The organism is Streptomyces sp. NBC_01142 (assembly GCF_026341125.1).
GTDB lineage: Bacteria > Actinomycetota > Actinomycetes > Streptomycetales > Streptomycetaceae > Streptomyces.
On the sequence record NZ_JAPEOR010000003.1, the window covers coordinates 681,162 to 692,977 of the forward strand.

The 11,816-nt window shown below is 71.0% G+C and carries 9 protein-coding genes; 5 read left to right on the top strand and 4 right to left on the bottom strand.

Annotated features, from left to right (window positions below; all coding sequences use genetic code 11):
• Nucleotides 1-4 precede the first annotated feature (4 nt).
• The 3 genes from OG883_RS37170 to OG883_RS47050 all read right to left on the bottom strand — a co-directional run bounded on the left by OG883_RS37170 (nt 5) and on the right by OG883_RS47050 (nt 1,934).
• Nucleotides 5-1,024: an ABC transporter substrate-binding protein gene (locus tag OG883_RS37170; RefSeq protein WP_266551085.1), complete on the bottom strand. Its 1,020-nt coding sequence runs from the start codon at nt 1,022-1,024 to the stop codon at nt 5-7.
• Nucleotides 1,025-1,035: 11 nt separating this feature from the next.
• Complete coding sequence (gene ssuE / locus OG883_RS37175; protein ID WP_266551087.1) at nt 1,036-1,617, bottom strand: NADPH-dependent FMN reductase; 582 nt, start codon at nt 1,615-1,617, stop codon at nt 1,036-1,038.
• Nucleotides 1,618-1,850: 233 nt separating this feature from the next.
• Nucleotides 1,851-1,934: a putative leader peptide gene (locus OG883_RS47050; protein WP_351446407.1), complete on the bottom strand. Its 84-nt coding sequence runs from the start codon at nt 1,932-1,934 to the stop codon at nt 1,851-1,853.
• Between the two features lie 321 nt (nt 1,935-2,255).
• Between OG883_RS47050 and OG883_RS37180 the strand changes: the two genes are divergently transcribed.
• From OG883_RS37180 to OG883_RS37200, 5 genes are all read left to right on the top strand, one after another.
• Nucleotides 2,256-5,705 (top strand): phosphodiester glycosidase family protein, encoded by a 3,450-nt coding sequence (locus OG883_RS37180; protein WP_266553161.1) that lies wholly within the window; start codon nt 2,256-2,258, stop codon nt 5,703-5,705.
• A 410-nt stretch (nt 5,706-6,115) separates the two neighbouring features.
• Nucleotides 6,116-8,155, top strand: a complete 2,040-nt coding sequence (locus OG883_RS37185; protein ID WP_266553164.1) for a SpoIIE family protein phosphatase — start codon at nt 6,116-6,118, stop codon at nt 8,153-8,155.
• 167 nt (nt 8,156-8,322) lie between these two features.
• A complete protein-coding gene (locus tag OG883_RS37190; protein WP_266551089.1) occupies nt 8,323-9,501 on the top strand; it encodes a serine hydrolase domain-containing protein in 1,179 nt (392 codons plus the stop codon).
• A 9-nt stretch (nt 9,502-9,510) separates the two neighbouring features.
• Nucleotides 9,511-9,987: a hypothetical protein gene (locus OG883_RS37195; protein ID WP_266551091.1), complete on the top strand. Its 477-nt coding sequence runs from the start codon at nt 9,511-9,513 to the stop codon at nt 9,985-9,987.
• A 75-nt stretch (nt 9,988-10,062) separates the two neighbouring features.
• Nucleotides 10,063-11,262, top strand: coding sequence for an acyl-CoA dehydrogenase family protein (locus OG883_RS37200; RefSeq protein WP_266551093.1), 1,200 nt, complete (start codon nt 10,063-10,065; stop codon nt 11,260-11,262).
• Between the two features lie 78 nt (nt 11,263-11,340).
• On the opposite strand, the gene OG883_RS37205 is transcribed toward OG883_RS37200, so the two are convergent.
• Nucleotides 11,341-11,667 (bottom strand): hypothetical protein, encoded by a 327-nt coding sequence (locus tag OG883_RS37205; RefSeq protein ID WP_266551095.1) that lies wholly within the window; start codon nt 11,665-11,667, stop codon nt 11,341-11,343.
• Nucleotides 11,668-11,816 lie beyond the last annotated feature (149 nt).

Here is an 11,816-nt window from a genome sequence, read left to right on the forward strand (position 1 = left end):
GGCGTCAGCTCCCCTTCGTTGCGTGGTTGCCGTTGAACTCGTTGGTGTAGAGGCCGGCGACGCTCACCCGGCCGGACTTGATGTCGCCACGCTCGCTCAGCCAGTCCGCCCACACGGACAGCTCCCTCTCCGCGATGCGGCCGCCGGGCGCCGAGACGCCGAAGGACCGCCAGTACTTGAGCGCGTCGGCGCTCTCGTTCCGCTTCCGCTTGCCGACGATTTCGGTCAGCCGGGCGACGACCTCGTCGTGCGGTGTGCTGCGGGACCAGTCCAGGGCCTTGCCCACCCCGGTGACGAAGGTCCGTACCGTCTCGGGGTTCTGCTTGATGAAGCGCTCGGTCAGTACGTACGTACCGGCGCTGAAGGGCCCGCGCAGGTCGTAGTCGCTGAAGAGCTTGCGTATGCCTCCGGCCTCCAGCGCCTTTTCGCGCAGAATGCCGCCGAGGACGGCCACGTCGATCTGACGCTGGCGCAGTGACTGCTCGGTGTTGACGGGCGGGACGACGACCCGCTCGACCTGCTTGGCCTCGGAACGGCTCAGCCCGTGCTTCTTGAGGTAGATGTCGAGCATCGCCTCGTGGTGGGCGCCGAGGGTGTTCATGCCGACCTTTTTGCCGATGAGGTCGCGGGGCGTACGGATGGCGCTCTTCTCACTCACGTAGAAGCCGCTGTAGGCCTGCTTGTCGGAGCCGTAGTAGCTGACGACGGCCTTGATGGGGGCCTTGCGGGAGGCGAGCTTGACCACCGCGCCGTTGAAGGCGCCGCCGAAGTCGGTCTGGCCGGACGCGGCGGACTGGATGTCCTGCGGGCCGCTGATGGTGTTGCCCACCCACTCGAGCTCGAGGTCGCCCAGATAGCCCAGGGACTCGGCGAGTTCGGGCGGGGTGACCTGGCCGGCCGAACCCTGGTAGCGGAGCGTGGTGGTGTTCCGCGTGCCGCTGCCGCTCGCCGTGCCGCAGCCGGCGGCCGCCAGTGCGGAGATGCCGGACAGAACAAGGAAGTTGCGTCGGGATGTGGTGTGCACGTCGGATTCCTTCAGTGGCTGCGGGTGGCGGAGGTCGCCGCACCGGGGGCTGGGGTCGGGTACTGGGCGGGGAGCGCCTGGATGAATTCGTCGACGACGTCGAAGAGCCGGAGTTCGGCCTCGGGGCGCAGCTGCGCCCCGCCTTCCGCCAGCCGCTCCACATGGCTGTCGAGGAGGAATGAGCCGGCGACGACATGCCGGGCCCCGAGCGCGGTCAGGACCGGGCGCAGGGCGTAGTCGATGGTGAGTACATGCGCCAGGCTGCCGCCCGTGGCCAGCGGCAGGACGGTCTTGCCGGCCAGACCGGACTGCGGCAGCAGATCGAGGAAGGCCTTGAGCAGTCCGGTGTAGGAGGCCTTGTAGACGGGGGTGGCCACGATCAGCCCGTCCGCCGCGGCCACTTGCTCGGCCGCCGCGCGCAGGGCGGAGGAGTCGGACCGGCCGGAAAGCAGCTCGGCGGCGGGCAGTTCACGCACTTTCAGATGGCCCGTGTCGAAGCCGGTGACGGACAGTCGCTCGACTGCGTGCTCGACCAGCAATTCGGTGCGCGAGTTCACGGAGGGGCTTCCGGAAACAGCCAGGATGGACGTCATCAGTCATTCCGTTTCGGGTACGCGAAGATGCCTGAATGCGTGGCGTGAAAAGCCGTACGCACGTTCAGGAAAGGGATGGGAGAAACACGGCAGGGGAAATGCATGGAGATCCGGGGGTCTGCCGTCGGAATTTGCGCAGGAATTGCCGCACGGTGGAGCCGGAGGTGCTCAGCCTGCCGAGAGTCCCCTGGGGAAGGGGCTCGGTGCGGGGAGGGAAGTCAGCTGCGCGTGTTTCAGCGGCCGGCGGCACAGAGTGCGCTGGCGTGCCGTCGAAGATCGACGTGCAGGCGCGATACGAGAATGTCAGCTTGACTCACACCGGAGAGAATGGCAGCGACTTTCGGTCACGTCAATGGCGACTGGAAATCGTCTCGCATGGTGAATTGTTACAGCTTTCTTTCGCGAATGTGGCGTGTTGAGCCACCGCGAACGCGTCGGCGGGCGGCACTGATCGCCCGGGGCGTCCATCGCTGCGACAGCCCCCGTTCTCCCCGAGGTTTCCACGACCCCCTGGTGCGTTGGTCCGGGCGCCGCGATGCTGTCCGCCGACAGCGCTTACTGCGTGCTCAACCAGCCTCATTCCAGGAGATGTTGTGGGCCTTGGCAGCGCAAGACGTACCTTCGTGCTGGTCGCGACGGTGTCCGTACTGACGGCCGGGGCGACGTGCCCCGCCGTCGCCGATTCCACCCCCGACCCCCGTCCCCGCAACCCCGCCGAAGTGCTGCGGCCCGTCGCGCCGCCGCCCGCGAGCGGCCCGGGCGGACGGCCGAGAGCCGTCGCGGACGCCGACGGCATCGAGACCGCGCGCAGCTCCCGGCCGATCGCCCCGGGTATCCGTCTCACCTCCTACGACCGGCTCGAATCGGACAAGTGGCTGCGTGTCGACACGCTCTCCGTCGACCTCGACGGCAGCGGCGTCCAGGCCGACTACCTCCACTCGGGCAAGGTCGCCGACCGCCGCTCCGTCTCCGAACTCGCCGCCCGGCACGAGGCGGGCAGCGGGCGGCGCACGGTCGCCGCGCTCAACGCCGACTTCTTCGACATCAACCAGACCGGTGCACCGCAGGGCCCCGGCATCAAGGACGGCAAGGTCACCCACTCGCCGGCCGCGGGCGCCCACCGGGCCGTCGGCATCGGGCCCGAGAGCGCCGGACGTGTCCTGCAGCTGTACTTCGACGGCACCCTGACGCTCCCTTCGGGAACCCACGCCCTCGGCGCGTACAACGCCGCGAACGTTCCGGCGGGCGGCATCGGTGCGTACACCGCCTCCTGGGGAGAGGCCGACCGCGCGCTGACCGTGGACGCCGCGACTCCCGTCGCCGAAGCGCTTGTACGGGACGGCAGGGTCGTCACCGTCGCGGACCGGCCGGGCTCCGGTCCGATCGCCGCGGACACCACCGTCCTCGTCGGACGCGAAGCCGGAGCCGCGATACTGACCGCACTGCGTCCGGGCGATCCGGTGTACCTCGAATACCGGCCCCGCACCGACACCGGCCCGGTCCCGCGCACCGCAGTCGGCGGCCGTGAACTCCTCGTTGTCGACGGCGTACCGCAGAACCACGACGGCGAGGGCAACAACACCCCGGCGCCCCGCACCGCCGTCGGCTTCACCAGGGACGGCCGCGCGATGCAGGTCATCACCGTCGACGGCCGGCAGGCCGACAGCGGCGGCGTCACCCTCACCGAACTCGGCCGGATGATGAAGAGGGCCGGCGCCCACAGTGCGCTCAACCTCGACGGCGGCGGCTCCTCCACACTCGTCGCCCGCGAACCCGGCAGCGACGCGCTCCAGGTGGAGAACAGCCCCTCCGACGGCAGCGAGCGCACGGTCCCCAACGGACTCGCGCTCACCGTGCCCGACGGCAGTGGACGCCTGCGGGGCTTCTGGGTCGAGACCCGTACCCCGGCCGGGAGCGCCCCCACCGCCGATCCGGTCAAGGGCGGCCACCCCGAACGGGTGTTCCCCGGCCTGACCCGCCGGCTCACGGCTGCCGGGTACGACGAGACGTACGGCCCGGCCGCGGGGACCCCGCTCTGGCGGGCCGTACGGCCCTCGGTCGGACAGGTCGACAACCGCGGAGTGTTCCGGGCGCGGCACAGCGGCACCACCGAGGTACGCGCCGAACGCGCGGGCGCGCACGGCGGCACGGAGCTGACCGTCCTCGACGACCTCGCCCGCATCGAGCCGACCGCCCGCCGCGTCGGCCTCGCGGACGCGAGCGCCACCGGCACCTTCGGCATCCTCGGACTCGACGCCCAGGGCAACAGCGCGCCCGTCGAACCCGCCGATGTGAAGCTCGCCTACGACCATGCGCTCTTCGACATCCGCGACGACGGCAAGGGCTCCTTCACCGTCACGTCCGCTTCGGGCGGCGGCGCCGGACAGATCACGGCGGAGGCCGCCGGTGTCACCACCGCCCTCGCCGTCAGCGTCGGCCTCGCCGAACAGCCGGTCACCGGCTTCGACGACGCGGGTTCCTGGACCTTCAGCCAGGCGCGCGCGAGCGGCTCGGTAGCGGCCACGCCCGAGGGGCGGACCGGCACCGGCCTGGAGCTCACGTACGACTTCACCCGGTCGACCGCGACCCGCGCCGCCTACGCCAACCCGCCCGAGGCGATCGCCGTGCCGGGGCAGCCGCAGTCCTTCACGCTCTGGATCAACGGCGACGGCAAGGGTGCATGGCCGACGCTTCACCTCAAGGACGCCGCGGGGTCCGACCAGTTGCTGCGCGGCCCGTATGTCACCTGGACCGGCTGGCGGCAGGTGACCTTCGCCGTGCCGCCGGGGGCCGCGATGCCGCTGTCGGTGCACCGCTTCTATCTGGCCGAGACGGCGGCAGCCAAGCAGTACACCGGGAGGGTCGTGATCGACGGCCTGAGCGCACAGGTGCCGCCCACCGTCGATCTGCCCGGTCGGCCGCCTGCGCCCGATCCGCTGATCGATCCCGCGGCCGCGACCGAGGGCAGGGACTGGCAGTTCGCGGTCATGTCCGACGCGCAGTTCGTCGCCCGCGAACCGGACAGCGCGATCGTGGCGCAGGCACGCCGGACCCTGCGCGAGATCAAGGCGGCGCGGCCCGACTTCCTCGTCGTCAACGGCGACCTGGTCGACGAGGGCTCACCCGCGGATCTCGCCTTCGCACGCCGGGTCCTGACCGAGGAGCTGGGGGAGGAGCTGCCCTGGTACTACGTGCCGGGCAACCATGAGGTGATGGGCGGGAAGATCGACAACTTTGTCGCCGAATTCGGCCCCGCGCAGCGTACGTTCGACCACCGGGGCACGCGCTTCCTGACGCTGGACACCTCGAGCCTGAGTCTGCGCGGCGGCGGCTTCGACCAGATCAAGCAGCTGCGCGCGCAACTCGACGCGGCGGCGGAGGACACCCGCATCGGCTCGGTGATGCTCATTGAGCATGTGCCGCCGCGCGATCCGACCGTACAGAAGGGCAGTCAGCTCGGGGACCGCAAGGAGGCGGCGCTCGTCGAGCAGTGGCTCGCCCGGTTCCGCCGTACGACCGGCAAGGGCGCGGGCCTCATCGGCAGCCATGTCGGCGTTTTCCACGCCGAGCACGTGGACGGGGTGCCGTACCTGATCAACGGCAACTCCGGCAAGAATCCGGCGGGACCGGCGAACGAGGGCGGCTTCACCGGCTGGTCGCTCGTAGGCGTCGACAAGGTCTCGCGCGGCGAGCAGTCGGCCACCCGGCTGAAGCCGTGGGGCAGCCGGCCGGACTGGGTCTCGGTCCAGACCCGGGCGCATGTCGACGGCCTCATGCTCGAGGCGCCGGAGGTACTGGCCCCCGGCCGCGCCGAGGACGCAGGCGCGACGGTCGCCCAAGGAGCGAGGCGGGTTCCGGTGGCGTTCCCGCTCAGCGCGGACTGGACGGGGTCGCCGAACCTGTACATAGGCGACCCGGAGAACGCCCGTCACCGCCATGCGGCCGCCTTCGACCCGTCGACCGGACGCCTCACGGCGCTCCGTCCCGGGACGGTCACGCTGGCGGTGACGGTGTCGGGCGTCACGCAGCGTGCACAGACGCGCATCACGGCCACGGGGGAGGGGGCGGTCCCGGGCGCGGTGGCGTAGGAGCGGGGCCCGTGGCGGGCCCGGCTGCCCGGTCCGTGTGCTGTACGGAGGCACGCGGGCCGGCGGCGTACGAGGGTGGCCCGTGCACGACGTAGCGGTCCGTGTGACACCGGGCTCCCGCCCACCGGCCCTTCCGCCCACCGGCCTTCCGTCCTCCGCCCACCGGCCCGACCGCACGGCCCACCGGCCCGATCGCAGGGCAGACGGGACTCGCAGGGAACAGGGGTCCGGCAGGGCAGACGGGTCCCGTGCCGGCTCGCCGTGCGCGGCGGCCCCGCAGCGTGCAGCCTTGGTCGTGAGCGTTGCGGTGGAGGTGGTTCCCCTTGTCCGATCGGCTCGCCTCCGGGCCCCCGCCGCCGGGCGGCGAGGGCGAGGGCTCCTATCCCCTCCTGTCGCTCGCCCTGGCCGCCATGATGGACGACGTCCATGCCCACTCCGGGGCCGTATACCTGCTGCCCCCGGGCGAGCAGGTCCTCGAGATGGCCGTCATGGCCGGGCTGCCCCGGTCCTTCGCCGCGCCCTGGGAACGGATCTCGCTGAGCTCGCCCCTCCCTGTTGCCGACGCTCTGCGTGAACGGCGGCTGATCTGGGTCTCGGGCGAGGAGGAAATGGCCGGCCGCTATCCGCGGATCGCCGTCGTCCTGCCCTATCCGTTCGCCCTCGCGGCCCTCCCCGTGGCGACCGCCGACGTCGCGTACGGAGCCGTGTTCGTCACCTGGCCCGGCTCGCATCCCCCCGACATCACCACCACCGAACGAGGCCGTCTCATCTCGGCCTGCGACCGCCTCGCCCTGCGGCTGCAGCGGGCCGCCGAGCAGGGCCGTCCCGCCGTTCCCGAGGCCGACTTCCTCGGACCCGCCGCGATGGCCGGGACGACCGGCGCGATCGAGGCTGTGCGCATGCTGACACGCATACCCGACGGAATGTGCTCCCTGGACGTGAACGGACGCGTGACGTACGCGAACACCGCCACGGGCGCGCTCGTCGGCACACCGGTCGCACAACTGCTCGGCACCCAGCTGTGGACCGCACTGCCCTGGCTGAACGACCCGGTGTACGAAGACCGCTACCGGGCGGCGCTGATCAGCCAGGACACCACGTCGTTCGTGGCGCTGCGCCCGCCGCAGGAGTGGCTGATGTTCCGCCTCCACCCCAGCAGAAGCGGTGTCAGTGTGCACATCACCCCGGCCCGGGGAACGGTCCAGGACATACCCTCGGACGTGCCTTCGGAGCCCCCGGCGCGCCTCGTCGCCATCTCCCATCTCCTCAACCTGGCCAGCGCGCTGACGGAGGCGGTGGGCGTCTCCGACGTGATCGATCTGGTCGCCGGCGAGATCATGCCGGCGGTCGGGAGCCGGTCGCTGGTCATGCTGGCGCCCGAGGGCGGGCGACTGCGCGTCCTGGGGCATCGGGGCTACGAGGACGCGGCCCTCGTGGAGCGGTTCGACGGTATGCCGCTGGCCGCCCAGACGCCGGGCGCACGGGCACTGGCGACCGGGGTGCCGTCCTTCTTCGAGTCGCGCACGCAGCTGGAGCAGATCTATCCCGCGCGCTTCGCGGCCCGGGACGGCATGGCCGCATGGGCCTATCTGCCGCTGATCGCCTCCGGCCGTCCCGTGGGCACCTGTGTCCTCGGCTACCTCGGTCCGCACCACTTCTCCGCCGACGAGCGAGCCGTGCTGACCAGCCTCGGCGGTCTCATCGCCCAGGCCCTGGAACGCGCCCGTCTCTACGACGCCAAGCTCCGGCTGGCAAACGGTCTGCAATCGGCGCTGCTGCCGCACTCGTTGCCCGCCCTGCCCGGTCTGGAGGTCGCCGCCCGGTATCTGCCGGGAACTCAGGGCATGGACATCGGCGGCGACTTCTACGACCTGATACGCACCGGAGACACGGCAGCGGCCGTCGTCGGCGACGTACAGGGCCACAACGTCGCCGCCGCCGGTCTCATGGGTCAGGTCCGTACCGCCGTCCGCGCCTACACGGCCGTCGGTCAGTCGCCCGGCAAAGTCATAGCGAGCACCAACCGGCTGCTGATCGACCTCGATGCGGAACTGCTCGCCAGCTGTGTCTTCCTCCGCCTCGATCTACCCGGCCACCGGGCCCTGCTGGCCCGCGCCGGACACCCGCAGCCGCTGCTGCGCGACCCGGACGGCGGGGTCCATGTACTGGACCTGGCCGGCGGTCCGTTGCTCGGCATCGAACGGTCGGCCGTCTACCCCACCACCGCGGTGCCGCTGGGGCCCGGATCGGTACTGGTCCTGTACACGGACGGGCTGATCGAAGCGCCGGGGGTCGACGTCGACGCGGCCCTGGCCGACGTGGCCGCACTGCTCGCGCGCGCCGCGGACCAGCCGCTCGAGGCGCTGGCCGACAGCCTGCTCGGCCATGCCGCAGGCGTCGGCCAACGCAGCGACGACACGGCACTGTTGCTGCTCCGCCCCGAGCGCTGACGCCCGACGGCCGGTCGCGGGCGGAACCGGCTTCGCCACCGCCAGGCGGGGCTGGAGCCCGGCGCGCCTTCCGTACGCCCTCTTTCCGCCTGTCCGACCAGTCGGTATGTTCAGGGGAAGCCGGGTACCGGCAGGCCGGGCAGCCGGCCCGAGGCGACGGAGGCCCCATGTCAGAGCACGCACCCCGGATCGAAGGCCACTGCGACGACCGCTTCCGGGCGGTGCGTGCCGCCTTCGAGGAGAACTTCCGTGAGCGCGGCGAACTGGGCGCGGCCGTCACCGTGCTGCACGACGGGGAGAAGGTCGTCGACCTGTGGGGCGGCTGGGCCGACGCCGCACGCAGCCGCCCGTGGGAGCGCGAGACCCTCGTCAACGTGTGGTCGACGACCAAGGGGCCGACGGCGCTGTGCGCGCATCTGCTGGCGGACCGGGCGCTGCTCGACCTGGACGCTCCGGTCGCCTTGTACTGGCCGGAGTTCGCCGCAGCCGGAAAGGAGGCCGTTCCCGTACGCCAGCTGCTCTCCCACCGTGCCGGCCTGGCCGGACTGCGCGAGCCGCACACGCTCGCCGAGCTCTACGACTGGGAGCTGACCTGCGCCCGGCTGGCGGCCACCGAGCCCTGGTGGGAGCCCGGCACGCAGTCCGGATACCACGCGATGACGTACGGCTTCCTGGTCGGCGAGGTGATCCGGCGCATCACGGGACAGCTCCCCGGAGAGTTTCTGCACCAGGAGATCACGGGTCCGCTCGGCATCGACTTCACCATCGGCCTGCCGGAGAAGGAGGCCGGGCGCGCCGCCGAACTGGTGCATCCGCCGGCCGCGGCCGCCAGTGAACAGGCGGCCATCTTCGCCCAGATGCAGCCGGTCGCCCTGGCAGCTCTGATCAACCCCATCACCCGTGCGGCCGACGCCAACACGGCGGCCTGGCGCGCCGCCGAGCTTCCGGCCGCGAACGGCCACGGCACCGCCCGCGCGGTCGCCGCGCTGTACGGCATCCTCGCGGGCCGGGGAGAGTACGCAGGCCGGCGTGTCCTTTCCCCCGAGGCCGCCGAACGGGTCCGCGAAGGCCAGGGCAGCTGCCGGGACCTGGTGCTGGGAGTGGGCTTCGAGCACGACACCGAAGTGGCACTCGGTCTCTGGCTGAGCGGCCGGAACGGCTCGTACGGCCCCAACCCGCGGGCCTTCGGCCACGACGGCTTCGGCGGTTCGTGCGGAATGGCCGACCCGGAGGCGGGCATCAGTCTGGGGTACGTCATGAACCGCATGGGCCCCCATATCGCCGACGACCCCCGCAAGATGGCCCTGATCGACGCTCTGTACAGGTCGGTTGGGCAGCCTGACTAGGCTCTGCCCATGCCGAGCCAGGACGAGCCCCGCTCCACCGAAGACCATCTGTCGGTCATCGACTCCCTGACCGCCCTCCCGTTCCCCGATGCGGAGCGGAGACTGCGCAACGGCGACTGGAGCGGGCCCGGCTATCACTTCGTCACACTGCTCCGCAGCCAGGACTTCTGGGACGACCGCAGCGAGGAGACGGTGGAGGCGGCGGAGACTGCCGTAGAAGCCGAACGTGCCGCCGTGGCCGCGGAGTTGACCGGGCGCTGGGGTGAGCAGGAGACCGTCGGCCTCTGGCCGTATCTCGCCGTCGACGATCGCGACCACGAGACGCCGGGGCCCTTGGGACTGCTGAGCAACCTCGCGGGCAGCATGCAGGTCTGGCGGCCCGTCCCCGGTGACCGGTGGCTCGCGCTCGCCGTCGGCCAGGCGGACCCCGAGTGGCCCCTGCAACTTCTCGCAGCGGTCGGAGAGGCGTCCTCGCTGACGCGGTGACCCTTCCGGATTCTTGCAACACGTTCTACTGTGTGCGCCGCGCAACGGACGGACCGCGAGACTCCTGGAGGGGCCGTGCACCTCGAATACACGCCTGAGCAGCAGCAGTTGCGCGCCGAACTGCGCACGTACTTCGCCGAACTGGTGCCGGACAACGTCTACGCCCGCTACGCCGACCCCAGTGAGCAGAAGCGCTTCTACCGCGAGACGGTCCGCCGGCTCGGCACGGACGGCTGGCTCGGCGTCGGCTGGCCCCAGGAGTACGGCGGCCGCGGACTGAGCCCCATGGAGCAGTTCATCTTCTTCGACGAGGCCGCCCAGGCTGGTGTACCGCTGCCGCTGATGGCGCTCAACACCGTCGGCCCGACGATCATGCAGTTCGGAACGGACGAGCAGAAGGCGTACTTCCTGCCGAAGGTCCTCTCCGGGGAGATCGACTTCGCGATCGGCTACAGCGAGCCCGACGCGGGCACCGACCTCGCCGCGCTCAAGACCCGCGCCGTACGCGAGGGCGACGAGGAGAATGGGACGTACACCGTCAATGGGCAGAAGATCTGGACCACCAACGGCGACACCGCCGACTGGGTCTGGCTCGCCTGTCGCACCGCCGCCGCCGAAGAAGGGATCCCGCCCCACAAGGGCATCACGATGCTGCTGGTCCCGACGTCCGACCCCGGCTACTCCTGCACCATCATCAACACTCTCGCCTCGCACGACACCACCGCCAGCTACTACGAGAACATCCGTGTGCCCGCCTCCCGCCGCGTCGGCCGGGAGAACAGGGGCTGGCGGCTGATCACCAACCAGCTCAACCACGAGCGCGTCACCCTCGCCGCCCACGGCACCATGGCCATCCGCGCGCTCCACAACGTCCAGCGCTGGGCAGCCGACACCAAGCTTGCCGACGGCCGCCGCGTCATCGACCTCGGCTGGGTACGCGGACGCCTCGCCAGGACCCACACCAGGCTCGACGCGATGAAGCTGCTCAACTGGCAGATGGTGGACGCCGTCCAGGACGGCACGCTCACCCCGCAGGACGCCTCCGCCGTCAAGGTCTACGGCTCCGAGGCGCGCCGCGACGCCTACGCCTGGCTGATGGAGGTCGTCGGCGCGGCGGGCCCCCTCAAGGAGGGTTCCGCGGGCGCGGTTCTGCACGGGGAGCTGGAGCGCGGCTACCGCTCCGCCGTCATTTTCACCTTCGGCGGAGGCAACAACGAGATCCAGCGCGAAATCATCTCCTGGATCGGACTGGGGATGCCGCGGGTACGACGTTGATGTGACGAAGAATCAAAGTTGGCGTAAAGGGAGAATATTCTCGGCGAGGGGCGAGCACCCACCCCAGCTCGCCGGGGGTCAGCCGTTCCGGACGAACTGTTCCACTCGGTCGCACACGTGGCACTCGCCGTAGCCGAACTCTTCGCCAAGCGCCTGGTAGCGGGCGTACTGCTCCTCGGCGAGCGGCACGGAGAGAACACGCAGGAGCCGGAGGAACAGCCGGTATCCGAGGTCGGGGTCGACCCGGGTGGCGACCTCCTCCAACGCTGTTGCCGCGGTCGTGCCCGGAATCCCGTGCCGGTGCGGACTCACGGTCTTGTCCGCCAGCAGCGGCTTCACCTCCCGTAGTTCCCGCAGCACCGCACCCGTGAGCTCGGCTCGAACCGGCGCATGAGGTGTATGCACGAGGGGTCGACATCCCTCAGGCGTTCGCCGCACACCGCGGGCGCCCGTCGTCCCGGTTGATCCGGGCGTACTCCTCCCTCGTCGTGAGGGGCAACCCGTGCCTGTCGGCACTGCATCAGGCGTCTGCTGCTACCTGCGCGCCGTCAGTC

What these genes read in the sequence shown, in the direction of transcription:
- ssuE (WP_266551087.1), bottom strand. Translation starts at nt 1,617, where the DNA reads ATGACGTCCATCCTGGCTGTTTCCGGAAGCCCCTCCGTGAACTCGCGC.
- OG883_RS37185 (WP_266553164.1), top strand. Translation starts at nt 6,116, where the DNA reads ATGATGGACGACGTCCATGCCCACTCCGGGGCCGTATACCTGCTGCCC.
- OG883_RS37190 (WP_266551089.1), top strand. Translation starts at nt 8,323, where the DNA reads ATGTCAGAGCACGCACCCCGGATCGAAGGCCACTGCGACGACCGCTTC.
- OG883_RS37195 (WP_266551091.1), top strand. Translation starts at nt 9,511, where the DNA reads ATGCCGAGCCAGGACGAGCCCCGCTCCACCGAAGACCATCTGTCGGTC.